Raw genomic sequence first — 25,507 nt, forward strand, 5'->3', positions numbered from 1 at the left:
GATACAAGTAGAGCAAAGGTCGCAGTAGGGAGGAACCCCTCGTGCAAGGTGATGGGAAAAATCGTTTGACGGTGGATATCTTCGGCCAACAATACCGGCTCAGTGGAAAGGCAAGTGTCAATCACATACGCATGGTGGCCGGTTTCGTTGATGACAAGATGAACGAAATCGCGAACGGCAACCATCGTTTGGACACGGCCAAAATCGCCGTACTTTCTGCTGTCAACATAGCGGATGAATACTTCCGCTTGCGCCAGGAGTACGAAGAGCTGCTGAAAATCCTTCAGGAAGATGCAAATAGCAAAGAAATAGATTCGTAAAAAGAGGGGCTTCTTGCCTCTCTTTTCACATTGGTGAAAAAGAGCTTGGACGAGGGGGAAGAAGAGATGAGTCTGCCTGTCACGGAGTCAATCGGCGTAAAAAACGAAAAACTCGGACAGATTTTGCGCGGCATGGGAACGGCCTTGATCGCATTCTCCGGCGGTGTCGACAGCACCTTCCTGTTGGCAAGGGCCGTGCAAGAGCTGGGAGATGCGGCGATCGCTGTCACTGCCGCATCCGAGACATTTCCCACCCGCGAGTTTGAAGCAGCCAAACAGCTTGCGAAGCAGCTCGGGGCGCGGTTCGTCACAACGGAGATTCGAGAAATGGAAAATCCGAATTTCGTCTCCAACCCCGTAAACCGTTGCTTTTTTTGCAAAGACGGGCTGTATGAGCATCTCGGGCGGATGGCGGAGGAAAACGAGTGGCACGCTGTCATTTGCGACGGCGCCAACATGGATGACCGGGGTGACTACCGGCCCGGACGTGTGGCAGCCGCACAGCGGGGCGTGAGGAGTCCGCTTCAGGAGGCAGGCTTTTACAAGGAAGAGATCCGCGCGCTCTCGAAGGAAATGGGGCTTCCGACGTGGAACAAGCCGTCGTTTGCCTGCCTTTCTTCCCGGATCCCGTACGGCTCGCAAATCACGCTGGAAAAAATCGATCAGATCGACAGAGCGGAAGGCTACCTGCTCAGCCTGGGCTTTCACCAGGTGAGGGTGCGCCATCACGATACCATCGCTCGCATCGAAATCAGTCCGGACGACTTCGGCAGACTGCTGTCCCAGCATGACCAGATCAACCGGACGCTGAGGGAGATCGGTTTTTCCTACGTGACCCTGGATTTGTTTGGCTATCAGACAGGCAGCATGAACGCGGTGCTGGGAGGAGACGTGAAGAAGCAGCATGGCTGACGTACAAGCGATTTTGCGCGAGGTGCAGGCAGGACGCCTCAGCGTCGAACAGGCGAGCGAGCTCTTGCAGGGAGCCGGCAAGCTGGATTACGCCACGCTCGACCTGGATCGTGCCCGCAGGACCGGCTTCCCCGAAGTGGTTTACGGAGCGGGCAAGCGGATCGAGCAGCTGATCGGGATCATGGAACGGCTGCGGGAGCATCAGGAGCTCGTATTGGTGACCCGCGTTAGTGAGGAGCAAGCGCAGCGGGTGCTGGAGCGCTGGCCGGACGTCCGGTACGAACAGGAAGCCCGCCTGCTCATATCCAGCAGAAAACCGCTGGAGCCTGTACGTGACGGCTACGTCGCTGTGGTGGCAGCCGGCACCTCCGACTGGGGAGTGGCCATGGAAGCGGCGTGGACCATCCGTTGCTTCGGAAGCGAGGCCCGTGTGATTGCGGATGTCGGCGTAGCCGGAATCCATCGCCTGTTCGACCGTCTGGAGGAAATCAGGGGCGCAGCGGCCATCGTCTGTGTGGCGGGCATGGAGGGGGCTCTTGCCAGCGTGGTAGCCGGCCTGGTTGACAAACCGGTCATTGCCGTCCCGACCAGTGTGGGGTACGGGGCCAATTTTGGCGGGATGTCCGCCTTGCTGACCATGATCAACTCCTGTGCGACGGGAGTGGCCGTCGTCAATATCGACAATGGCTTCGGAGCAGGGTACATGGCCGGGATGATCCACAGGCAGATGCAAGCGTAGAAAAACAGAAGGGGCTGTCCAATGAGGACAGCCCTTTTTCTTCCTGTGCTACGTCTCTTGCTTGTTTCCCGCATCGCCGTTGCGCATATCCATATGCGTCTTGATCGGAATGAACAGGTCGATGATCCCGATGACCAGGGAAGCAAGGAGGGCACCCAGAATCGTGACGCGGAAACCGTGTACGACAAACTGGGTCAGGTAGATGACGACGGCGCTTACGATGAATCCGACAATCCCGCGGTTGTATGGCGAAATGCGATCGCCGAACATCGCTTCGATGACCCAACCCAAGAGGGCAATGACAACAGCGGCCAAGAGCGCTGTCCAAAAGCTGCTTACGGAAAAACCGGGAACCAAGAACCCGACAAACATCAGGACTACGGCAGCGACGATAAAGCGAACAATATGGCGCATGATCGTCAAGGTGTACTCCTCCTTTTTAAATTGTTTCATTTTCATTCTGGCTAATTAGGTGTCGAACTATGCCAGAGAAGGGCGTGTAAAATTATCCTTGGAACGCCTGGCATGATATAATGGATAGATCGTATGGCCCCGCGCAGTTCGACCGTCGCTCCCTGCCGCTTATTGGCTGAAAGCGCGTGTGAGCCGACGGAGGAAAGGTAAGGAGGATCTAAGTGGAACCACGGGTATTGAAGACATTGGAATTCGACAAAATCGTCGCCCTTTTGGTAGAGAAGGCGACCTGCACATATGGAAAAGAAAAAGCCGCGCAGCTGCATCCGTTTTGGCGCATCGAGGAGGTCAGCGCCGCCCAGAAGGGAACGGCTGAAGCCGCCACCGTGCTCCGCTTGAAAGGGAGCGTGCCGCTGGGAGGTATACGCGATATTCGCGGCGCCGTCCAACGCGCACGCCTCAATGCCATGCTCGCCCCTCTCGAGCTTTTGGACATCGCCAGCACTGTCTCGGCAGGCCGCAAGCTCAAGCATTTCCTGCTCGACATGTGCGACGACCATGAGCTGCCGTTGCTGCAGGGGCAGGTGGAGCGGATCGAGGGCTTGCGTGAGCTGGAAATGGAAATTCGCCGCTGCGTGGATGAAGGCGGCGAGATATTGGATGGCGCGAGCGTCGAGCTGCGCCAGGTCCGCCAGGAAATCAGGCAGCTGGAAGCGAGAATACGGGAAAAGCTGGATCAAATGACCCGCTCTTCGTCTTACCAAAAAATGCTGATGGAAAATATCGTGACGATCCGCGGCGATCGTTTCGTAATTCCGGTCAAGCAAGAGTACCGCCATGTGTTCGGCGGGATCGTCCACGACCAATCCGCATCGGGCGCGACGCTGTTCATCGAGCCGGAGGTCATCGTCTCGATGAACAACAAGCTCCGCGAGCTGCGCCTTCGGGAGGAGCGCGAGATCGAGCGGATCTTGTACGTGCTGACGGAGCAGGTCGCATTTGCGGTAGAAGCGCTGGTGGAAAACATCGACGCGCTGACAGAGCTGGATTTCATGTTCGCCAAGGCGCAGCTGGCCTGGAGCATGAAGGCTGTCTGCCCGAAGCTCAATGATCGCGGCTACCTGCATTTGAAAAAGGCGCGGCATCCGCTGATTCCACGCGATGTCGTCGTCCCGGTCAACGTGGAGCTCGGCGGCGAGTATCAGGCCATTGTCGTTACCGGTCCGAACACGGGCGGGAAGACGGTGTCGTTGAAAACCATCGGCCTGCTCTCCCTGATGACGATGGCGGGCCTGCACATCCCAGCCGAGGAAGAGAGTGAAATGACCGTCTTTTCCTCCGTTTTTGCCGACATCGGGGATGAACAGTCAATCGAACAGAGCCTCTCCACATTTTCCAGCCACATGACCAACATTATTCATATCCTGGAGTCGATGGATGAAAAAAGTCTGGTGCTGTTCGACGAGCTGGGAGCAGGGACCGACCCTACCGAGGGGGCGGCGCTGGCGATGTCGATTATCGACCATGTGCTTGCGTCGGGGGCAAGGCTGGTCGCAACGACCCACTACAGCGAGCTCAAGGCATATGCGTACGACAGACCGGAAGTCATCAATGCGAGCGTCGAGTTCGACGTAGAGACGCTGCGGCCGACGTATCGACTCCTGATCGGCGTGCCGGGACGCTCCAATGCGTTTGCCATCGCGAGACGGCTTGGGCTGCCCGAGCACATCATCGAAGCAGCGCGCGGCTCGATCAGCGACGAAGACAACCAGGTGGAGAGCATGATCGCTTCACTCGAGCGCAACCGCAAGACCGCCGAAGCAGAGCGGCAGAAGGCAGAGGCATTGCGCAGGGAAGCAGAGGAGCTGCGCCGTGAGCTGGAAGAAGAGAAGGCCCGCTTCGCGGAAGAAAAGAACAAACGGATGGAGAAGGCGGAGGACGAAGCCCGCATCGCGGTTCAGCTCGCCAAGGAAGAGGCGGAGACGATCATCCGCGAACTGCGTGAAATGATGGCGGAGGGCGTCGAGATCAAGGAACACCGTCTGATCGATGCGAAGAAACGCCTGGGCAACGCCGTGCTGGAGCTGGAAAAGGAAAAGGTGAAGAAACCGGCCAAAGCTGTGCGCGCCACGCAGATCAAAGTGGGCGACGAGGTGATGGTGACGACCTTCGGGCAAAAAGGTACGGTTCTGGAGAAGGTCGGGAACGACGAATTCCTCGTGCAGATCGGGATTATGAAAATGAAAGTGAAGCGCGAGGACATGCACGTCCAGAACTCCGTCCAGCAAAAGCCGCAGGCTGCCCCGTACACCTCGGTCAAGCGCAGGAGCGACAATATCAAGATGGATCTTGATTTGCGCGGCTACAACGTGGAGGACGGAATTCGCGAAATCGAGCAGTTCCTCGATGACGCGCTGTTGGCCGGCCTGCATTCGGTATCGATCATCCACGGCCACGGAACGGGCGTGCTGCGCAAGGGTGTACACGAGTATTTGCGCAATCACCGCAACGTGAAATCATTCCGCCTGGGTGGCCAAGGAGAAGGCGGAGTGGGTGCCACCATTGCCGAACTGAAATAAAACGGGAGGGGACACCATGGGGAGCCTGCTGCACAATCAATATTTTGCTACGGCTGCTTATTTTACCGTGACAGGGCTGATGATGATCCTGTTCCTATCCATTTTTGAATTGGTGACCCGCTACCAAGTCTGGAACGAGCTGAAAAAGGGGAATCTGTCGGTAGCCATGGCGACCGGAGGGAAAATTTTCGGGATTGCCAACATTTTCCGTTACTCGATCCAGGAGCACGCTTCCATGGGGCAAGCGCTCATCGGCGCTTCGTTCGGATTTTTTCTGCTTCTGGTCAGTTACTTCATTTTCGAGTTTATGACGCCCAGCTACAACATCGACGATGAAATCGCCAAGGACAACCGGGCGATCGGATTTACGGCCATGGTGTTGTCCATCGGTTTTTCCTATATTATCGGCGCGAGCTTGACCCGCTAGTTCGACCATTCTGGAGAGGCGTGGGGGGAAGAAACGTGGAGCAATCCGAGAGCAAGGAGTTCGTAGTGACAGTGGTGCAAGGAGACGTGCAGACCGACGTGCCCCTGAAGTCAGGCGAAAACCTGTTGATGGGGCTGGTGCGGGCAAACATGCCAGTCGAGTTTTTTTGCACGACAGGGAAGTGCACGACCTGTCGCCAGCGGATGGACATTCCGGAGGGCTCGGCCGAAGCGCCTTCCGAAACGGAGCAGTACCGGCTGGGAAGGGAAGCGATCGCAAGCGGGTACCGTCTGGCTTGCCAGGTGTATGTAAAGGGCCCGATCCGCGTTTATCTGGATGATCCACGGTGAAACCGACATTGAACGTGAGCGGATTCGAGAGTATAATTAGGCTTTGGCGGCGTGCAGCATCAGCTCCTTGTGTGAACCGGCTGGTAGGCGATGCTGCCAGGCCAGCTGAGAATCGATTCCACGGGGGGAGCCAGCCTTGGAAACGCTGTACAAGATCCTCATCGGATTGTGCGTGATATTTGTCGCGGCAGGCATTTACTATCTGTCGTAGCTGTAACCAATTGGCAAGGAGCCGCGTAGAACCATTCAAGCGGTTTAGACTCAGAGAACGTTGAAAGAGGAGATACACAATGACTCAGCCTGTACGCGTAGCTGTTGTGGGATTGGGGTTTGTCGGCCTGCCACTGGCGCTTACCTACGCCATGAAAGGAGCGAATGTGGTCGGCGTGGACATTGTGCCGCGCGTCGTCGATGAGATCAATGCGGGGCATTCGCATCATCTGGAGTCGTACCAGGGGAAAACGCTGGCGCAGATTCTTCGCGAGCAGATCGACGCCGGACGATTCCGCGCGACGACTTCGTACGCCGAAGCGGCGGCAGAGGTAAATCATTACATCGTGACAGCAGGATTGCCAGTCCACAACGGTGACCCGGATCTTGGTCCGTTGAAAAACTGTGCGCAGACGCTCGGCAGCGTCCTGAAAAAAGGCGACACCGTGATGATCCGCAGCACCGTCGTTCCTGGTACAACCGAGGAAGTAATTTTGCCGATCCTGGAAGAGGCGAGCGGCCTTGTCGCCGGCACCGATTTTTACCTGACCTACTGCTCCGAGCGCATTGCAGAAGGACGAGCCTTCGAAGAGTTCATCCACATGCCGCTCGTTTTGGGCGGAATCAATGAGAAAAGCGCTGAAAAAGGGAAAGAACTGCTCTCCGTCATCAGCGAGACTGAAGTGACGATCTCGGATATTCGCGTGGTGGAGACCGCAAAAGTCATTGAAAATATTCAACGAGATGTCAATATTGCGATGGTGCAGGAGTTCGCCCGCTTTGCCGAGGCGTTCGGCATCGATACGTTCGAGCTGATCAAGGTGGCCAACACGCATACGCGCGTGAACCTTTTGACCCCGGGACCGGGCGTAGGCGGCTTCTGTCTGCCAAACGCGCTGTATTACCTCCAGCCAAAGGCCAGAGAGCTGGAAGTGGCTCTGCCGCTGCTGCAGCAAGCCCGGATGATCAACGATTCCGTGCCGGAAGTATTGATCGGCATGCTGGAGCAAGCCTTGAAGGAAAAAGGCAAATCGCTGGCAGGAAGCCGCGTGGCCGTGCTTGGACTGGCGATGAAAGACTTCTCCAATGACGACCGTGTCAGTCCGGTAAGCGATGTGATCAAGCTCCTGCAAGCAAAAGGAGTCGATGTACGTTCGTATGACCCGGCTGTACCGACTCGTTATGAACATAAAGTGGACAGTCTCGAGGAAGCGGTTCGAGGCGCGGATGCCCTGATGTTGACTGCGGTGCAAAAAGAATTTGCCGAAGCCGATTGGGCAGCGATCGCCAGCCAAATGGCGGCTTCTCCAATCTTGTTCGATACGAAAAACCGCATTCCAAAAGGCCTGGACAGCCACGCGACTGTGATGCGAATCTAATGACAACGAAAAGACCTCGAAGACACGACGTCTCCGGAGGTCTTTTCCTTTTGGGCTCAATCCTTCAATTCCGTTATCTCTTTGGCTGCGAATGTTTCATCGGGTGTCGGAAACATTTGAAACTGCTGGCGAATCTCGATCTCCTTCTCCTGGCTGGCAGCTTTCCTGTTGTTTTGCACAGCGTTGTTCAACGGCTGCGCCCCTTTTTCCTGGCGGTCAGTCATGATTCGTTCACCCCCACACACGTATCATGTCCAGATTCTGGCGGGCCATGCCGTATAGATTGCTGGCCGGGTGGTAAAGATAAACGGGTAAGACAAAATTTAATTCCATGTAACGGTTACATGCTAGGAGGCAAAAATGGAACGCGGTAGAGTCAAATGGTTTAACAGTGAAAAAGGCTTTGGATTTATCGAGCGCGAAGGCGGAGAGGACGTGTTTGTCCACTTTTCCGCAATTCAGGGAGAAGGGTACAAGACGCTGGATGAGGGGCAGGAGGTCACGTTCGATGTTGAAAATGGCCAACGAGGTCCCCAAGCGACCAATGTAACAAAAGTGTAGCCATGCCAAAAGCGATAGACTCGAGTGACGGAGTCTGGTTTTTTTAGAGGGATGAAAGCAGGGCATAGCCAGACGCACCAATCAAAAACGGATGGAGTAGAGCCTCAAGCTCTTGCTCCATCCGTTTTTTAGGGTGACGGGATCAGAAAAATTCGGCCTCAGAGGCCAGGTTGAGCATGGCCCGCATGGTTTTGTACATGTCGTGCGGATCATGGGCCGTGTAGTAGACGGTGCCGGTCTCGGTCTCGTAGCGGCTTCCTGGCACGATGGCTGCCATTTCCGCCTGGCCGGTATGAGAGAACTGGATGCCCATTTCCAGCGGCATGGCCGTTTGCACCGGGGCGATTTGCTTGGCTTTGGACAAGGCGAGCTTCGTCTGCTTTTTCAGCTCTGCCGTGGCTTCTCCGCGAGACAGACAGTGTGCGGCGGTGCGGGAGACGGCCTTTTTGACGACGGCAGTGGCGATATCCGGGACCAGCTCCCGGGCTTCCTTGGCGACGAGATCGTCTCCGGACACCATGACGACGGGGACGTGGTACAAGCCGGCATAGATCGCATTGAAGCCGAATTCGCCGACGAGGCGGCCGTTGATCGTCAAGTTGCGGATCACGCCGGACATCGTGTGGCTGAGTACGCCGGGAACGCCTTGGCGGGTATGATAGCCGATGAACAGCGCCGCGTCAAAGCTGTCGTCCAGACCGTGAACCATCGAGCAATCACGGGGAGATCCGGCCAGCAGCTGCGCTTTTGGATGCAGCGACTCCCACAGGATGTTGTTCATCGTGTTGTGGCTGTCCGCCACGAGAATTTCCGTAGCCCCCGCTTCGATCGCGGCTTCGATGACGGCGTTTGCATCGTCTGTCATGAACTGGCGGCCGCGCTGGTAATTGACGCCGGCATCGGGATTGATATAGGTGTTGTCGACAATGCCAGAGATCCCTTCCATGTCGACGGAAAGAAATACTTTCATCTTGGTTTCATCCTTTCACGAACGATTCAAAACGTTTCCTCAGTTCTATGTAACCAGATTGTCCTGCCCGTGGCAACCAGGAGATCAAAAAAAGCACGGCTGCGCCTTGGCTTGCGCGTCGTGCTTTTTGAAGACCCGCGGAGCGAATGAGTCCTAACCCAAAAGCTGCCGGTACAGGGAAACGATTTGTTTGGTCATCTCCTCAATGGTGAAGGAGCTCTCGACCTTCTCCACTGCCTGCTTGACCATGGATTGGCGCAGGTCGGCCGATTGCTGCAGGCGAGCCATGGCCTTGGACAGAGCGGCGTGATCGCCAGGATCGACGACAAGGCCGGTCTGTTCATCAAAGACGAATTCCTTGACTCCTCCGACATTGCTGGCGACGACCGGCACTTCGGACGCCATGGCCTCGATGATCGTGTAGCCGAGCCCCTCATAAAAGGAAGAGTGGACGAAAGCATCGCAGGCGTTCAAGCAAGCGGGAATGTCCTGACGGAAGCCTGCAAACCGGACGAGGGCTTCCAGACCGCGCTCGCGCACCTGTTGCTCCAACCGGGCCCGCTCCGGCCCATCCCCTACGAGAACAAGGGATGGAGGCGTCTGCATGCCTTGCACCAATTCGGCGAACGCATCCACCAGGACGGGCAGCCCTTTTACCGGGACGAATCTCGCTACAGTGCCAAATAAAAAAGCGTCCTCTGCAATGCCCCACTCGGCGCGAAGCCTTGCGCGATCCGCCGCACGCGTCGCGGACTGACGGTATGGAGACAAGTCCATCCCGTTGTAAATGACGCTGATGTCCCGAGCGGGAACGCCTTGCTCGCGAAGAATGGCGGCCAGCGCTTCGCTGATGGCGATGTAGTGCCGATTCCAATGCCGCGTGCCTCGTTCCATCAGGCTGACGATGGCGTAGGCGAGCGGTGAGGCGTAGTCGTAGCGCAGAGAGCTGTGGACGGTCGTAAGCAAAGGAACGCCCATGCCGCGGGACGCCAGTCGGGAAAAGAAATTGGCCTTGACGCCGTGCGTATGGATGATGGCAGGATCAAAAGCATGAAACGTATCGCGCAGCGCGCGCAGCAAACGAAGGTCGAATCGTCCGAATTGGTTCAGCGCGTAGACCGTGATTCCGGCTTCCCTCAGCTTGCTGGCGAAGAGGGAGTCGTAAAAACAAACGACCGCGGCCTCCACATCTTCCTTGGAAAACGTGGAAACCAAATTGAGTATATGTTGTTCCGCACCGCCAAATTCCCCCCCGCCGATGACGTGGAGGACTCGTAATTTGCTCATCTAATTTCACCCGAATCGTAGTAAGAAAGCCATTTTCACTATATCAGATGGCTGATAGATTCGCAATAAGACAGCACTTATGGTATCGTGTATGATGGAGAATGAATAGGACAAGGACGGTTGCAAACATGAATGACCACAATGTGCTGATCATATGCTACATCTTTCCGCCCATCGGCGGCGGCGGGGTCCCGAGACCATTGAAAATGGCCAAATATTTGGGGGAGTTCGGCTGGAATGTCCATGTGCTGACAGTCGAGCCTGCCTACCATGCGACATTGGACCCGTCGCTGTTGGCTCAGCTGCCGCCCGGGGTGAAAATTCATCGGGCAAAGGAATGGAAGCTACTTCCCAATAGAGGGGCCGCAGCGGCTTCCGCTTCAGGGACCTCGGCGGAAAGTGGGCAACCGTCCCGAACATCGGTGAAGACGGTATTGAAAAAACAGGTCGTCTCCTTGCTGAAAAAGGCAAAGCCGTACCTGCTGATTCCCGACGACCAGATCCTGTGGCTGCCAAACGCAGTCAAGCTGGGTCGGGAAATCATGGAGAAAGAAAAGATCGATGTCATCTTTTCCACATCCGGCCCCGTGACCAATCATCTCGTCGCACGCAAGCTTGCCGGCGAATTTGCGTGCAAATGGGTAGCCGACTTCCGCGATCCGTGGACGCAAAACATGCACACCTCGGGCATCGCTTGGCGGGAGCGCATGGAAGAGCGCATGGAGGCCGACGTCATGCTGGAGGCTGACGCCATTACGACTGTCACCGCGACGTTTGCCCAAAACTTCCGCAGCAAGCACGGGGAGCGAATCAAACGTCTCGAGCTGATCTACAACGGCTTCGATCAGGCGGATTTCGAAGGATTGACGCCGGGCCACACGGCAGCTGGCAAGTTCCATGCGGTATACGCCGGCATTTTGTATCAAAAGCGCAATCCGCGCTTGCTCCTGCGCGCCATCCGCGAGCTGATCGACGCGGGGCAGGTCGATCCGGCCGATGTGCAGCTCAGCTTTGCGGGAGTGTTCGATTATCCGGGCTATTCCGAAAACCGCGACTGTGTCGAGGAGCTGGGACTCGGGAGTATCGTACGGGTGTTGGGCAACTTGCCGCACAAGGAAGCGCTGGGTCTCATGAAAGGGGCGGACGCGCTGCTCCTGATCGGCGACGTCTCTTCGGACGCGGGTGCCTACATTCCGGGCAAGCTGTACGAATATATGGGCATCGGCAAGCCGATCCTCGCATTGAACAAGGCGGGGGAAGCGACGGAAATCATCGAGAAATTCCGATTGGGACGAGTAGCGGATCCGGAGGATAAAGAAGCGATCAAGCAGGCGTACTTGCAGCTCTACCAGGAGTGGAAACACCAGGGAAGCGGAGGCCAGGCCGAACGCGGGGAAGACTTCGCCGAACGGGTCAAGCCGTACGAGCGGCGCGAACAGGCTCGTCAACTGGCGGCGCTCATGGACGATTTGCTGGAAGAAGCCTGAGAGACACCCCCGCAGCCAGAGGTTGCGGGGGATTTTAAACGGGACGGGGAGAGTTCCAAGTGAAGCTAGGGTTACATAGCCTTCGAGCCTACAACTTTTTTTATTTTTCGCTCTTGTCGATTTTCATCTCGTTTTTGCCCGTGTATCTGACCCATCGCAACGTTTCCCCGGGAGAGATCGGGATGATGATCGGCGTCGGATCCTTTGTCGGAATCCTGTCTCAGCCGTTTTGGGGGATGGTCAGCGACAGATACAAGACGATCAAGCGAATCATTTTGCTTACGCTTGGCGCGTCGATCGCTGTCGGGATGCTGCTCTTTACGACCATGCATTTTTCTCTGCTCTTTCTGCTGGTAGCGGCCATGTACTTTTTCCTGCTGCCGACAGATCCTTTGACAGAAAGCCTGAACTACCGCATCGCCGAGCAGCGCGGGATCAGCTTCGGCTCGATCCGCACGTTCGGGGCTGTCGGGTACGCCACCGCGTCCCTGTACATCGGGTGGACGGTCGACCAGCTGGGGATGGACAGGCTGGCGTGGCTCTTCCTGGGCTACGGCCTGCTGGCGTTCGCCTGCGCGCTCGTTGTCGCGGATGCTCCCGCGAGCAGCAAAGCCTTGTCTTTGCAGGAGCTGAAACAGTTCTTCCTCTATCCAAAGACGCTGCGTTTCTTTTTGCTGGTGCTCATTGCGGCCACGCCGCACCGGACCAACGACAGCTTTCTCGGCGTCTTCGTTCAGAGCCTAGGAGGCAGCACGGGTGCGGTCGGCCAGGCGTGGTTTCTGGCGGCGATCAGCGAAGTGGCGTTCTTTGCGCTCAGCGCCCGCATCTTGCAAAGGTGGAGCGAGATCAAACTGATAGGATGGGCGACAGCGCTGTACACGATCCGTTATCTGTTGTGCGCGCTTGCCCCTTCCGCCGAGTGGGTTGTCTATCTTCAACTCACGCAAGGCGTGACCTTCGTCATCTTCTATACAGCGACGATCCAGTATTTGTACCGGATCATCCCCGAAGAGTGGAAAGCGACCGGTCAAACGGTGCTGGCAGTGCTGTTTTTCGGCATTTCCGGGATCATCGGCTCGATCGCAGGCGGATGGGTATTCCAGCAGTTCGGGGGAGCGGCGTTGTACATGGCGATGGCGGCATTTTCGCTGGTGGCCTGTATTTACAGCCTGACTCTCAGCAGGTCGCTGGGAATGAAAAAAGAGAGCTGACCATTCGTCAGCTCTCTTTTTTATCGGCCGCATGAGCGGGAGTATTCTTTAATAAAGCAGGTACTTCTCGACCTCGTGCGGGTCCTTGATCTCGATGCCCGGATCGCCGTACTTGTACATCTGGAACAGCACTTGCTGGTCCATCGTTCCGGCTTCCGGCAGAGGCAGAATGATCCACGTCTCGTACTGGTGAATGAGGCGGTCTTCCTTGCCGATCCAGAACGTCGTCTTGATCGTGGATTCGCTCAGGATGTAGTCCAGATCGGGACGGCTGCCGAGCTGCTGCTTCAGCGGGTCGAGCAAGGGGCTCTTGCTCGTCTTCATCCATTGCGCTCCGGTCATTTTCAGCTGGAAGGGGACGCATACCGTTCCGTAGACTTTGTCGTCAGGGAGCTGCACGGCAGCGTCCATGAACGGCAGCCAGTCGTCAAAGCCGGCCAGGACGTCGAAGGCCAGCGGATCTTCCTTGGCTGTCAGCCAGTAGTCGTTCGCCCGGATGTAGCGCTTGTCGTCGATGCGGTAGTACTGGTAAGGCTGGGCCGCGATGCGCGCGTCCACGTTGTAGCCCTTGCCGTTCACCACCGCGCCGTTGAACATGCTGGTCGTCGAGCGGGAGAGGATCATGTTCTTCACATGGCCCTTGTACCAGTACGATTGGGCCTTGGTGTCGGTCTTTGCCTTTTCCAGCGCGGTTTTCAGCCACTCGGCACCTGACTCCGTCTGGGGCGTGCTGGTTTCCTCCGGCTTCGTCCCAAAGTTCGTGGAGGCGAAAGATTTCGGACCGGACTCGTAGGTGCATCCGCCGAGCAATGCCGCTGCGCAAATGCCAGCCACGAGCGCCGCCGCTTTCGAAAATTTACGCATGACGAACCCTCCTTACTACGCCATATCCCAAGAGTCCGACAAACAAGACGATCGTGAGCGGGAGGACAGGGATGTTGTGTTTTTTGAATACGAGCACCCGATGGGTATTGTAGATCGTCGCGACGATTTCGTTCTGCTTGTCGCCGTCGATGTCGCCTACCTGCACGTTGATCAGCGGCAAGTAGATGCGCCAGTTTTGCGACAGCCCGTCCGGAGTGTAATCGTATCCGCTCAAGTAGCGGCTGTCCGTGGTGCTGACCCAGCTTTTCGCCTTGGCGATGATCTCAGGCTGGCCACTTCCCACCGCAGCGAAGTTGGAGAAGCGGAAGCTTTGGTCGCCCTCGGCGCTCGCCCACAAAATGTCCCACGTGCCATCCGGCTTGGGCTTCAGGATGTAGGAAGGCTTGCCGGCGATGAGCAGCTCGTCTGCGTTGTCGTGATCGATGTCCGCCGGGATGAATTCGGCCGTCGCCAGCTCCGCTTCCTTGCGGGTCAGCGTGTAGGCTTCCTTCAGCGTGCCATCCGGCTGCACTTCCATGACGCTCAGGTGCTCACCCATGATCAGTAGGCCTTCCTGCCCGTCCGGCAGCATCATGGTCGTGACCAGCTTGGTCGCCTTGGTCGTGCCGCTAAACGGCTTGCCGTCGTACGTTCCGGTGAGCACGCCGTCTTTGATGTGCAAATCTTTATACTTGCTTCCCAGTTCATGGCGGACATCCATGCTGCCGCCGTTTTCCTGGAGTTGATTCGCGATGTTGGCCATGTCCAGCATGAACGCGCGGTATGGCGCGGTGCCGATCTGCATCATGCCTTCCGCGTACGATTGCCGCTGTACATTTGGCACCAGCTGGCCGTCCTTCATCGTATAGTAAGGGAATCCAGGGTAGTCGGACGGCATTTTCTCCTTGAGGAGTGCCATGGTTTCAGGCGAAATCTGGTCGTTTGGCATCCGGACCATCTTCCCGTCCTTCCAGGTCAAGACGTAGAGGGCGACAGGCTCAGCCTGCAGATGCAGCAGCTTGTCAGCCAGCTCCTTTTTCTCCTGTTCGGTTTCCGGCTTCTTCGCCGGTTCCTCCGGCAAGGGAAGCTCCTCTGCATTTCCGTACGTGATGATCTCCTGCTTGCCGTCTCCGTCGACATCGAACAACGTCATGGGGAAGTAATCGACCCACTGGCCGTTGTACAGGCGGTCAGACTCGTATTTCACGGTGAAGTGGCTGAGCGCCGCGAGCGTATCGCGGTTGAAGGTGACGTTGGCGAGCAGCGCCACGATGACGAGCGAGCCGACTGCTTTCCAGTTCAGTTTTCCGTACCACTTCGCAAGCAAGGCGACGACGAGGATCGCGACAGCACCCCCGATCAGCAGAGCGGACGTCGTCTTCACGTCGACGCGCGGCAGAGCGCGGTCGAGGAGCAAGATGCCGACCGTAAAAACGAGGACTTGCCGGCGCTCTTCGGGACGAACAACCCAGTAGCAAAACCAGAGCAGGGGGAGAAACACCACGAGAGCGATCCAGGTCAAGTCGAGAAATGCGGGTTTGACAAGCAAATGATAGATGAGCAGCAGGGCAATGGCGTACAGCGCCCAGCCGATCGTAGTGAGAATAGGATTGCGTCGCATGGGATTCACCACCTTTTCGTTTGTTTCTGATCGACGTACAGCGCGCAAAGAAAACCGCCGAACAACCAGAAGTAAAGGGCCATGAACGGCACCTCGAAAATGTTTTCAACAAGGTTGTGCAGGGCGACGGCGAACAATCCGCCGAACAGGCCCAGCAGCGGGAAGAAATACGGCGATCCGGTCATGCCGCGAATCGCTTTGATCGCGTAGCGCAGCATCTGTCCGACCAGTCCGAGCAGCATGATGATTCCAATCAGACCGTATTCCGCCAGGCTTTTAAAGAAGTAGCTGTCCGAGTAAATCGTACCGAAGTGCCGGGACGCTACCGCTCCGCCATGGTGGCCGAGGCCGACGCCGAACAGCGGCTCTACACGCATTTTGTCATAGGCTTCGCCCCAACGGCCCAGGCGTCCGCCGTTCATGCTCGACTCAAAATAGTCTTTCGTGAACAGGGTGAATATTCGATTGCTGATCTTGCCGACTACCGGAACCGTTTCTGGAACGAAGTAGAGCACGACTGCGCCAATAATCCCGATGAGCACTAGAAAGAGAGCAACCTTTCTCTTCCAAATGTAACAGCAAATGAATACGGAAAAGGCAAGCGCAAACCAGGCGCCGCGCGACCCGGTCAACAACATGGCGAGGATTGTCACCACGGTCACGATCGCCCACAGCCCTTTTTCCTTGAGGGACTTCGCTTTCATAAACAGGCCCGCTGCTACCGGGGCGATCAAGGCCATGTAGCTGCCGAGCACGTTCGGGCTGGTCACGAAGGAAAAGGCGCGCGTCGTGACTGCCTCGCCCTCCTGCACCCACGATTCCGGGGTCTTCACGCCCAGGACGACCTGCGCTACACCGACGAGCGCCGCTAAAAAGCCGACGAGCGCCAGGACTTTCATGAGCCTGTCCAGCTGCTCCATTGACTGAAGGAGATAGAAGCCCATCAAGAAGGCAAGGATGTACTGGTAGACGGAGCGGAAGCCTTCGACGCTCGCGTCCCAGTTGCTCATGTCGGTCACGGTCAGAGCGATGCCGAGGACCAGAAACGCGACCAAAAGATGCTTGATCGCAGGCATCGTCCGTGTGCCCGAGATGAAGGCAAAGAACGTGAAGCCTAGCAGGATCAGGAGCAGGGCCTCATCCCAAAAAGACGAAACGACAGGAATCGGTAGAATTTTCCGCAACACAAAATCGATGACAGGATAGGCCAAAAGCAAATACAACCACGTGGTTGACTGGCTTCCCCACTTCAACACGGTTTCTCTCATTTTAATTGTAGTCCTCCTACACGCAGGGATTAACCCGTCTATTATAATGAATCCGCCATGCTCACCGCAAGTTGGCGGGAAAGAGCTTGGTAGGATCGGTAGAAATAAGATATGATAAACAAGGTATTTGCCAAGCATTTGTCGTTTACGAGGGATAGGAGATACGTACATGAGTTTGCTGAAAACCGCTTCAATGATTGTCGTGCTGACGCTGGTCGGCAGGCTGCTGGGCTTCTTCCGCAGCGTTTACCTGAACAGCCTGTACGGTACCGGAATGGAGTCCGACGCCTTCAACATCGCGTCCACAATTCCGCTGACGCTGTTCCTGGTCGTGCCGGGGGCCGTGAACGCGATTCTCATTCCGACCATGCGCGGATTGATGGAAAAGAGCCAGCGCACAAACGAGCTCTACCATAAAATGCTGACGATCATCCTCGTCGTCTTCGCCGTGATGGCCGGACTGGGAGTCGTCTTCTCGACACAGCTGGCGGCGATGTTCGGTGTGACAGGGGCCAAGCTGGAGCTGACGGCTGAGATGCTGCGCTGGATGTGGCCATCTGCCATTTTCATCGGTCTGACCGGACTGTGGTCGAGCATATGCAACTCGCATCAGCATTTCTTTACGCCGACGTTCGGTACGGTGGCAAACGGCGCGGTGGTCATCGCCAGCATGTATGTGCTGGTACCGGTCTATGGCCCGAATGGCCTCGCGATCGCGACCACCCTCGGTTACCTGGCCGCGATGCTGACGATGCTCCCGACTTTGCGCCGGTTTGGCTACGGGCACCGCTTGTCGTTCGCCTGGCGCGAAGACGACGCCTTGAAAGGGATGGGGGAGCGGGTCGTACCGATTCTGATCGGCGCCGTAGTCGCTCAAGCGACGACCTTCCTGGAGCGCGGATTCGCGGAAGGGGTCGGAACCGGCGTCATCTCGGCTCTGGCCAGCGCCAACCAGATCGTGCAGATCCCGATGGCGATTTTCGTAGGAGCGTTCACCTTGCCGCTCTTCCCGCTGCTGGCAAGTCACGTGAAGCGCGGCGAGATGAACGAAATGAAACAGATCTTGCAAAAGGGCCTGGCGTATTTGCTCATTTTGCTCGTCCCCGTGACGGTCGGCCTTGCCCTGTACGCCGAGCCAGTCGTGCGGGCCGCTTTTCAACGGGGCGCCTTCGGTGAGGAATCGGTCGCCCTGACCGCCTGGGCACTGCCGTTCTACGCGCTGGGCCTTTACTTCCTGGCCGCCCGCGATTTGCTCACCCGCGCTTTCTATGCGCTGGAAAATACGCGTACCCCGGTCGTCATCGGAGCGATCGGGATCGGGGTGTACGCGCTTGCCAACTGGCTCTTGATTCCGCGGATGGGACATGGGGGAATAGCCCTTGCCAACGCCTTATCCGCCCTCAGTCAGGCTGTCCTGCTCTTTGCATGGCTTTGGCGGGCAGTCGGCAGACCGGTTCGGGGAGGCTTCCTCAAGACACTGGCGAAGACGCTGCTGGCCAGCCTGATCATGGGCGGCGCCATTTGGATTGCAGATCCATGGCTGTCTCTATTGCCGCTCTGGATGTACCTTTCGCTCGGCATCGCCGGCGGGGCGATTCTGTACGTAGCCGCGATGGCGCTGATGCGGGAGCCGCTCGTCTCCGAGCTGCTGCAAAAAGTGCGCAGGCGCGCTACTCCATCGGCTGGACGCTCGTAAGCGGACACTCGCGGATCGCATAGCGAATCTTGCCGGAGCTGGTAGGGGGAATGTGGTCGACGTACGCTACCTGTACGCTGACCTCTCCCAGAGCCGTGCGGATGCCTGCCAGCAGGCGATCCTCATCGGAGCGGCGAAAGCGCCCCGGCTCCTTCACCAGCTTGAGGCTGAGGCTGTGCGGCTGGTGCTGGATGATCTGAAAGGTGCGAAAGCTCTCCATGTTGCGGACGATATGGTTGAAATAGTGACCGTGCACGTACTGTCCGCTCAGGGAGACAAACATGTCGTCTTCTCTCCCGTCAATCGCGGCCAGGAGCGGATAGCCGATGCCGCAGGAGCACGCTTCCCCCGAGAGGGCGGCCACGTCGCCCAGCTGGTAGCGCAGCCGCGGCATCACCGTATTGTGCAGGTCCGTGACGAGCAGCGCGCCGGACTCACCCGGATAGAGCGGCAGCTTGGTGATCGGATCGACGACCTCCAGGTAGCAATTCTCGGTGAAGGCGTGCATTCTCCCTTCCGGACATTGATAGGCGATGATTCCGCCGTCGCGGGCTCCGTATTCGTTGATGACGGGTGCCTGAAACGCCGCCGCGATCTTTTGCCGCTGATGCTCGTGCAGGCTTTCTGCTGTCGATACGACCCCTCTAAGCGGAATCTCGATCGTCCAGCCGCGCTTCAGCATCATCTCCGCCAGCGTGTGGAGGGCGGAAGCGTAGCCGTACAAATAGGCAGGTCGAAAGCGGCGGATCAGGGTCAGCTGCGTCTCCAGCCGGCGCTCGTCCAGCTCATAGGCCGAGAGGAGCAGCCGGTTTTTCAGCCAGCGTTCCTTCCAGCGGTATTTTCGCTCCTGCTGCTGATTCAGCTCCAGCGGAGAGCCCCAGATCATCACGCACGGATCGCCGATGCGGATGCCGTGCCAGGACAGTCCCAAAAAGCGGGCAGCCTCGTACCGCTCCACGGATGGGCGGTCGAGGTAAAAACGGGTCGGTTCTCCGGTGGAGCCGCCTGTACGGTTGCCGATCAGCTTGGACAAAGGGGTTCCTTTCGCCAAATAATCGTCCGCATGCAGACGGAAATGCGTTTTGTCCAAGACAGGGATGCGCTGCAAGAAGCGTTCAGGGGCTGTGTCGCCTCTGTCCCACTCCGCTGCCAAAGACGCGTATGCCGGCACGTGGCGCACCGCATGCGCAAGCAAGCGCCCCAGCTTCTGCCTTTGTCGGAGCAGCAGCTGATCGGCGGGCAGCCCCTGCGCCTGCTGCAAGTCCCGCATATAGTGGCGGGTGCGATTTTCTTTCAATCGTTCCATCAGCGGCCAATGCACGTGACGGATCAAAAAACCGGTTACGGCCATCATTACCCCTCCTGTTTGTGGCAGACGATTCGAAGAAGTCGCTCCTATCTGTGTTTCATCAGTATTCCTGCCAAATTCCATCGTTATACCTGTTTGCCGGAAAGGGTAATTATAGTAGGATAGAGAATGGGTTCATGCCGATTCGGGGGAGCACCCCCTTACGATTAAAGGAGTTTCCCATGTTGAAAAAAAGTCATTTTCTCGCAGGCGCTTTGATACTAGCGATTGCGGGAATCTTGTCCAAAGTGATCGGGATGTTTTACCGCATCCCTCTGCAGGAAATAGTGGGGGACAACGGTCTTGGTCTCTACCAGGAAGTCTATCCTCTCTACCTGACCTTTTTGATCTTGGCCACAGCGGGAGTACCCGTCGCTTTGTCACGGGTCATTGCCGAAGCGCTGGCTGAGGGCAAGAGGGGCTCGGTAGGGCAGATTTTGGCGCGCAGCATGGTGATGATGGGAGGCATCGGCCTCGTCCTTTTCGCGATTCTGTACGTCACATCGCCTTTGATCGCCGGTCTGATGGGGAACCCTCACTTGACCCGGCCGATCCGCGCGATTTCCTTGTCGTTGCTGTTCGTCCCCTTGATCGCCGTCATACGCGGTTTCTTTTACGGCTACCAAAAGATGATCTACGTAGGACTCTCCCAAATTGTCGAGCAGACGCTGCGGGTCGTGTTTATTCTGGTGGCTTCGCTCTACCTCGTATCGCTGGGGGAAGATACGGACTCGGTCATCACCGGGGTCAACTTCGGGACGATGATCAGCACGTTTTTGAGCCTCGGCTTCCTCACCTTGCTTATGTGGCTGCACAATCGCAAGAACACCATCTTTTCGGAAGCGAAATGGAACCGGCTCGACTGGTGGTACGACCGCGCGTTTTTCGCGTCGATGTGGCGGATCGCCTGGCCCATCTGCGTCAGTGCGCTGGTCATTCCGATTTTCAGCCTGACCGATTCGTTTCTCGCCATTAATATTTTCCGCTATATTTGGAATGTCGATGGACTGACGGCGGATACGTGGTTCGGGATCTATAGCCGCGGGGGACCGCTCTTGCAAATGGCGAGCCTGTTCGGGTCGTCGATTGCGCTGTCGATCGTGCCTGCCATCGCGGAGGCGAAGAGACAGGCGGACGGGGAGCGCGTCACGACGTTGACCAAGCTGTCTCTGCGCTTCGCCTGGCTGATCGGCTTGCCGGCCGGCCTCGGACTGACTGCAGTTGCCGAGGGGGCAAACCTCGCTCTCTACGGAGATGTGGAGGGCACGCGTGCCATGGCCATACTCGGGGTCAGCGCCATTCCTCTGTCGCTCTTGCTTGCGACGAACGGTATTTTGCAGGGGATCGGCAAGGAGAAGATTCCGGCGCTGCACTTGCTCTACGGCGTTCTGGTCAAAGTAGCTGCAACGCTGGTGTTCACTTCGCTGTTCGGAATGGACGGGCTTTCCCTGTCCTGGCTGTGCGCGACAGCGTTTGTCTGCATCCTCAACATGCGGACGATCAATCGTCTGATCACCGTGCCGATCCATTGGCGCTTCGATACGCTGTATCCGCTGCTCGTCGCCAACCTGATGCTGCTGCTTGCTTGGGGAGCTACGGAAGCGACCTCCTTCGTGCTCGCCGGCAAAGAAAAGCTGCGCTTGCTCGGCGCGGTGGAGACGGTGATCGGAGTCGGGGTGGGCTTGATCGTCTACCTGGGTCTCCTCTTGGTCGTCCCGCTGATCGAGGACAAGGAGCTGGATTGGCTGCCGGGAGGGGCAAAGCTGCGCGCTTTGATGAACGCGCTCCGCAAAAAAGAAGCGCAATCCAAAGTACCGTAGTGCCGCCTATCATGCAAAATCTGCTCTGTGGAGAAAAGGGTGTTCCTTCGCCAAAGCGAGGGGATGCCCTTTTTTTGCAGGCATGGGCATTCGGGATGAATGGATTTTCCACTGCAGGAGAATCTATGCTTTGGAGGGAAAATGCGCGGGTTGAACGGCGGGGGAAACGGGTGTACAAAGTAGTTAGTAAGCATTCACTAACCAAACATAAAGAGAGTGATTCCGTTGCAGCATCAAGTAGGGACGAAAGAAAAAATCATCCGGGAGGCACGTGCCCTGTTTGCCGAGCGGGGGTACAACGCAACGACCACCGCTGAAATTGCCAGGCGCGTGGGAGTGACGGACGCAGCGCTTTATAAACATTTTACAGGCAAGAAGGAGATTTTCCTGGCCTGTGTCACACCCTCCACCCATGTCGAGGTCGAAATGGCCGGGCAATCGTCTCCCGAGCTGTTGCGGGATCTGATCCGGGCGAGAGTAGACTTGATTCGCAGCAATCTGGACAACTTCAATATCCTGTTTCGGGAATCTCCCTACCATCCAGAGCTTGCACGGATGTTCTGGGAGCAGCTTTACACGCAAGGAAAGTATATGGAAAACCTGTTGAACAAGTTTTCGAACGAAGATGTGTCTCCTATGCAAATCATCATTTATGAATTGGGTATCACCAGCGCGATCTGGTTTATTCTCAACTTCGAAAAGCTGCAGGACGAATTCACTTTGGAGAAAGTGCCGTTGGAAAACATCGAGGAAGGCATCGCCGATTTCGTCCTGCACGGTTTGCTGGGAGCAAAACAACGCTCGGAGTGCAAGTGAGTGCCAAAACCTTTGGGTAAAGGAGTTTTTTTCATGGAAAATAACAATCCGATTCCCCAACCGAAAACGTACGGTGTCCTGGGGAACATCCCCTTGATCGACAAGGATTCGCCTACTTTGTCTTTCTGCAGGCTTGCGGACGAGTACGGTCCGCTCTTCCGGTTCGAAGGCTTCGGCAGATCGGTGCTGATCGTCTCCGGCCCAGACCTGGTGGCGGAGGTATGCGATGAGTCGCGTTTTGACAAAGCCATCGGTCATCTGCTGAAAGTTCGGGACTTTGCCGGAGACGGGCTGTTCACAAGCCTTACGGAGGAGCCAAACTGGAAAAAAGCGCACCAGATTCTGATGCCATCCTTTAGCCAGCAAGCCATGAAGGGGTATCACGATAGGATGGTGGACATCGCGACGCAGCTTGTCCAAAAATGGGAGCGATTGAATCCGGATGAGAGCATCGACGTGCCGGACGACATGACACGGCTCACGCTCGATACGATCGGCTTGTGCGGGTTCAATTACCGGTTCAACAGCTATTACAGGGAAACGCCCAACCCGTTCATCGTAAGCATGGTCCGCTCCCTGGATGAAGCGATGCACTACAACAACCGCCTGCCCATTCAAAACAAGCTGATGCTGAAAACAAAACGCCAGTACGAGAGCGATATCCAATCGATGTTCTCTCTGGTGGACAAGATCATCGCGGAGCGCAAAGCCCGCGGAGATCAAGGAGAAACGGACCTGCTGGCGCGGATGCTGAATACCGAGGACCCTGAAACCGGGGAGCGGCTCGACGACGAAAACATTCGCTACCAAATTATTACCTTCCTGATTGCCGGACATGAAACCACGAGCGGCTTGCTTTCCTTTGCCACTTATTTTTTGCTGAAAAACCCGGATGTGCTGAAAAAGGCCTACGAGGAAGTGGATCGGGTCCTGACGGGTCCAGTTCCGACCTATGAGCAAGTCCTGCAGCTCACCTACGTCCGGATGATATTAAACGAGTCGCTGCGTCTGTGGCCGACGGCTCCGCAAATTGGCCTCTTCGCGAAGGAGGATACGGTCATCGGGGGCAAGTATCCGATTCAAAAAGGGGAAGGCGTTTCCGTACTGCTGCCCCAGCTGCACCGGGACAAGGGAGCATGGGGAGAGGATGCCGAGCAATTTCGTCCGGAGCGGTTCGAGGATATGTCCAAGATTCCGAGCCATGCCTACAAACCGTTTGGAAACGGGCAGCGAGCTTGTATCGGTATGCAGTTTGCCCTTCACGAGGCGACTCTCGTTCTGGGGATGATCCTGCAGCACTTTCAACTGATCGATCACATGGACTACCAGCTGAAAGTCAAACAAACGCTGACGCTGAAGCCGGATGGCTTCAAGATGCGTGTACAGCTGCGGGAGAAAAAGACGGGCATTTCTTTCACGCCCCAACCGCAAGCAGAGGTCGCCAGCGCACCAGTCCGGGAAGATCAGCGACAAAAGGTAACCGTCGCTGGCGTGAATAACCGGCCGCTGCTTGTGCTGTACGGCTCCAATATGGGGACGGCAGAGAAGATTGCGAAGGAGCTTGCGGATCTCGCTCGCCTCCACGGGATCCGGAGCGAGGTGGCGACGCTGAACGATCGGCTGGGCCATTTGCCGAAAGAAGGAGCTTTGTTGATTGTCACTTCTTCCTACAACGGAAAACCGCCAGGCAACGCAAGGCAGTTCGTGCAATGGCTGGAGCAGGTCGAGCTGGGCGAGCTGAACGGAGTCCACTATTCCGTGTTTGGCTGCGGAGACCACAACTGGGCTTCGACGTATCAAGAAGTGCCGCGATACATTGACGAAATGCTGGCCGAAAAAGGGGCAACCCGATTTTCTCTTCGCGGTGAAGGGGATGCAAGCGCGGACTTCGAAAAGCAGCTGGACGCATGGAAAAGCCAAATGTGGGCGGACGCGATAAAGACATTCGATTTGACGCTGAACGAGAATGCGGAGAAGGAGCGGGGAACGCTCAACATCCGGTTCGTCAGCGGCTTTGCCGATACGCCTCTCGCCCAAACGTACGATGCGATCCAGGCGACGGTAACGGAAAACCGGGAGCTGCAACAGCCTGGCAGCGAGCGAAGCACACGGCATATCGAGGTGCAGCTGCCAGAGGGGGCTGCGTACCAGGAGGGCGACCACCTCGGCGTCTTTCCGCGGAACAGCGAAGCCAATGTCAACCGTATACTCCGGCGCTTCCGTTTGAGCGGCAATGATCAAGTGATTTTGTCTGCAAGCGGAGTGAGTGCCTCCCATTTGCCTTTGGATCGGGCAGTCTCTCTGTTCGATCTTCTCGGTCAAAGCGTTGAGGTGCAGGAAGCAGCCACACGGGCACAAATCCGCGAAGTGGCCGCGTATACCGTCTGTCCGCCGCACAAGCGCGAATTGGAAGCGCTGCTGGAGGAAGGGACGTACGAAGAGCAGGTGCTCAAGAATCGAGTGACGATGCTTGATCTGGTGGAAAAATACGAGGCGTGTGAAATGCCGTTTGAGCGGTTCCTGGAGCTGTTGCCTCCGCTCAAGCCCCGGTACTATTCGATCTCTAGCTCGCCACGGGTCAATGCTCGACGTGCCAGCATCACGGTTGGCGTCGTTCGTTGCCCTGGATGGAACGGACAGGGCGAATATCGCGGGGTGGCCTCGAATTACTTGGCGGAACAGGGGCCTGGCGAAGAACTGGTGCTGTTTGTTCGGACGCCCGAATCAGGGTTCCAGCTCCCCGAGGACACGCAGACCCCGATCATCATGGTCGGCCCGGGGACTGGAGTAGCGCCTTTCCGCGGGTTCCTGCAAGCCCGCTCGAGGTTGAAGCAGGAAGGAGCAGTCCTTGGCGAAGCGCATCTGTACTTCGGCTGCCGAAACGAGGCGGATTACATTTATCGGGAAGAGCTGGAGCAATATCAACGGGATGGCGTGGTTGTCCTGCACACGGCTTTCTCCCGGATGGAAGGCGTTCCGAAAACGTACGTGCAGGATTTGATGGCCCGGGATGCGGCAGGAATCATTCGCATTCTGGATCAGGGCGGACGGCTGTTCGTGTGCGGAGACGGGAAAAGGATGGCTCCGGATGTTGAGAGCCAGTTGAAAAAGGGGTATCAGTCCGTGTACGGGGTGGATGAGCAGTCAGCCGAGAAATGGTTGGACAGCCTTCAGACTCAGGGGAAATATGCGAAAGATGTTTGGTCGGGTGTATAAGAGACAGGGGCT

Annotated in this window: 22 protein-coding genes; 14 read left to right on the forward strand and 8 right to left on the reverse strand. The window is 56.9% G+C overall.

Features of this window, described 5'->3' with window-relative positions:
- Positions 1-41 precede the first annotated feature (41 nt).
- The 3 genes from zapA (at position 42) to larB (ending at position 1,971) form a co-directional block, all read left to right on the forward strand.
- Positions 42-320 (forward strand): cell division protein ZapA, encoded by a 279-nt coding sequence (gene zapA / locus RGB73_RS09520; RefSeq protein ID WP_310771287.1) that lies wholly within the window; start codon positions 42-44, stop codon positions 318-320.
- A 66-nt stretch (positions 321-386) separates the two neighbouring features.
- Positions 387-1,232, forward strand: coding sequence for an ATP-dependent sacrificial sulfur transferase LarE (gene larE / locus RGB73_RS09525; RefSeq protein WP_310771288.1), 846 nt, complete (start codon positions 387-389; stop codon positions 1,230-1,232).
- The gene (gene larB, locus RGB73_RS09530; protein WP_310771290.1) at positions 1,225-1,971 is read left to right on the forward strand and encodes a nickel pincer cofactor biosynthesis protein LarB; all 747 of its coding nucleotides are present in this window, start codon (positions 1,225-1,227) and stop codon (positions 1,969-1,971) included. The genes larE and larB overlap by 8 nt, the downstream gene beginning before the upstream one ends.
- A gap of 48 nt (positions 1,972-2,019) precedes the next feature.
- Here the strand turns inward: larB and RGB73_RS09535 are convergent, their stop codons facing one another.
- Positions 2,020-2,394 (reverse strand): phage holin family protein, encoded by a 375-nt coding sequence (locus RGB73_RS09535; RefSeq protein ID WP_310771292.1) that lies wholly within the window; start codon positions 2,392-2,394, stop codon positions 2,020-2,022.
- Between the two features lie 212 nt (positions 2,395-2,606).
- On the opposite strand from RGB73_RS09535, the gene RGB73_RS09540 reads away from it, so the two are divergent.
- From RGB73_RS09540 to RGB73_RS09555, 4 genes are all read left to right on the forward strand, one after another.
- Complete coding sequence (locus RGB73_RS09540; RefSeq protein WP_310771294.1) at positions 2,607-4,964, forward strand: endonuclease MutS2; 2,358 nt, start codon at positions 2,607-2,609, stop codon at positions 4,962-4,964.
- 16 nt (positions 4,965-4,980) lie between these two features.
- Entirely contained in the window at positions 4,981-5,391 is a 411-nt protein-coding gene (locus RGB73_RS09545; RefSeq protein WP_310771295.1) for a DUF350 domain-containing protein, read from the forward strand.
- Positions 5,392-5,426: 35 nt separating this feature from the next.
- Positions 5,427-5,741: a 2Fe-2S iron-sulfur cluster-binding protein gene (locus RGB73_RS09550; RefSeq protein WP_310771297.1), complete on the forward strand. Its 315-nt coding sequence runs from the start codon at positions 5,427-5,429 to the stop codon at positions 5,739-5,741.
- Positions 5,742-6,031: 290 nt separating this feature from the next.
- A complete protein-coding gene (locus RGB73_RS09555) occupies positions 6,032-7,330 on the forward strand; it encodes a nucleotide sugar dehydrogenase (RefSeq protein ID WP_310771299.1) in 1,299 nt (432 codons plus the stop codon).
- A 56-nt stretch (positions 7,331-7,386) separates the two neighbouring features.
- Here the strand turns inward: RGB73_RS09555 and RGB73_RS09560 are convergent, their stop codons facing one another.
- Positions 7,387-7,554 (reverse strand): hypothetical protein, encoded by a 168-nt coding sequence (locus tag RGB73_RS09560; RefSeq protein WP_310771300.1) that lies wholly within the window; start codon positions 7,552-7,554, stop codon positions 7,387-7,389.
- Positions 7,555-7,690: 136 nt separating this feature from the next.
- Between RGB73_RS09560 and RGB73_RS09565 the strand changes: the two genes are divergently transcribed.
- On the forward strand, positions 7,691-7,891 hold the full coding sequence (locus tag RGB73_RS09565) for a cold-shock protein (RefSeq protein ID WP_310771302.1): 201 nt from the start codon (positions 7,691-7,693) through the stop codon (positions 7,889-7,891).
- A 142-nt stretch (positions 7,892-8,033) separates the two neighbouring features.
- On the opposite strand, the gene RGB73_RS09570 is transcribed toward RGB73_RS09565, so the two are convergent.
- Together RGB73_RS09570 and RGB73_RS09575 are read right to left on the reverse strand one after the other, a co-directional pair.
- Positions 8,034-8,861, reverse strand: a complete 828-nt coding sequence (locus RGB73_RS09570) for a M55 family metallopeptidase (protein ID WP_310771304.1) — start codon at positions 8,859-8,861, stop codon at positions 8,034-8,036.
- A 153-nt stretch (positions 8,862-9,014) separates the two neighbouring features.
- Entirely contained in the window at positions 9,015-10,148 is a 1,134-nt protein-coding gene (locus tag RGB73_RS09575) for a glycosyltransferase (RefSeq protein ID WP_310771305.1), read from the reverse strand.
- Between the two features lie 128 nt (positions 10,149-10,276).
- Between RGB73_RS09575 and RGB73_RS09580 the strand changes: the two genes are divergently transcribed.
- Both RGB73_RS09580 and RGB73_RS09585 read left to right on the forward strand, forming a co-directional pair.
- On the forward strand, positions 10,277-11,635 hold the full coding sequence (locus RGB73_RS09580) for a glycosyltransferase family 4 protein (protein ID WP_310771306.1): 1,359 nt from the start codon (positions 10,277-10,279) through the stop codon (positions 11,633-11,635).
- A gap of 59 nt (positions 11,636-11,694) precedes the next feature.
- Positions 11,695-12,846, forward strand: coding sequence for an MFS transporter (locus tag RGB73_RS09585; RefSeq protein WP_310771309.1), 1,152 nt, complete (start codon positions 11,695-11,697; stop codon positions 12,844-12,846).
- A gap of 48 nt (positions 12,847-12,894) precedes the next feature.
- On the opposite strand, the gene RGB73_RS09590 is transcribed toward RGB73_RS09585, so the two are convergent.
- From RGB73_RS09590 to RGB73_RS09600, 3 genes are read right to left on the reverse strand one after another with little or no spacing between them, the layout of a single operon-like run.
- A complete protein-coding gene (locus RGB73_RS09590) occupies positions 12,895-13,710 on the reverse strand; it encodes a hypothetical protein (protein WP_310771311.1) in 816 nt (271 codons plus the stop codon).
- Positions 13,703-15,331 (reverse strand): hypothetical protein, encoded by a 1,629-nt coding sequence (locus RGB73_RS09595; protein WP_310771313.1) that lies wholly within the window; start codon positions 15,329-15,331, stop codon positions 13,703-13,705. The genes RGB73_RS09590 and RGB73_RS09595 overlap by 8 nt, the downstream gene beginning before the upstream one ends.
- Before the next feature lie 5 nt (positions 15,332-15,336).
- Entirely contained in the window at positions 15,337-16,599 is a 1,263-nt protein-coding gene (locus RGB73_RS09600) for an O-antigen ligase family protein (RefSeq protein ID WP_310771315.1), read from the reverse strand.
- Between the two features lie 169 nt (positions 16,600-16,768).
- On the opposite strand from RGB73_RS09600, the gene murJ reads away from it, so the two are divergent.
- The gene (gene murJ, locus RGB73_RS09605) at positions 16,769-18,295 is read left to right on the forward strand and encodes a murein biosynthesis integral membrane protein MurJ (RefSeq protein WP_310771317.1); all 1,527 of its coding nucleotides are present in this window, start codon (positions 16,769-16,771) and stop codon (positions 18,293-18,295) included.
- Here murJ and RGB73_RS09610 read toward each other — a convergent pair.
- Positions 18,270-19,649, reverse strand: a complete 1,380-nt coding sequence (locus RGB73_RS09610) for a phenylacetate--CoA ligase family protein (RefSeq protein ID WP_310771319.1) — start codon at positions 19,647-19,649, stop codon at positions 18,270-18,272. The two genes, murJ and RGB73_RS09610, sit on opposite strands and share 26 nt — an antisense overlap.
- Before the next feature lie 176 nt (positions 19,650-19,825).
- Between RGB73_RS09610 and RGB73_RS09615 the strand changes: the two genes are divergently transcribed.
- The 3 genes from RGB73_RS09615 to RGB73_RS09625 all read left to right on the forward strand — a co-directional run bounded on the left by RGB73_RS09615 (position 19,826) and on the right by RGB73_RS09625 (position 25,495).
- A complete protein-coding gene (locus RGB73_RS09615) occupies positions 19,826-21,463 on the forward strand; it encodes a putative polysaccharide biosynthesis protein (RefSeq protein ID WP_310771321.1) in 1,638 nt (545 codons plus the stop codon).
- A 225-nt stretch (positions 21,464-21,688) separates the two neighbouring features.
- Positions 21,689-22,279 carry a TetR/AcrR family transcriptional regulator gene (locus RGB73_RS09620; protein WP_310771323.1) on the forward strand — a complete coding sequence of 197 codons (591 nt, stop codon included), beginning with the start codon at positions 21,689-21,691 and terminating at the stop codon, positions 22,277-22,279.
- Positions 22,280-22,312: 33 nt separating this feature from the next.
- Entirely contained in the window at positions 22,313-25,495 is a 3,183-nt protein-coding gene (locus tag RGB73_RS09625; RefSeq protein WP_310771325.1) for a bifunctional cytochrome P450/NADPH--P450 reductase, read from the forward strand.
- Positions 25,496-25,507: the final 12 nt, after the last annotated feature.

Source organism: Brevibacillus brevis (assembly GCF_031583145.1).
Lineage (GTDB): Bacteria > Bacillota > Bacilli > Brevibacillales > Brevibacillaceae > Brevibacillus > Brevibacillus brevis_E.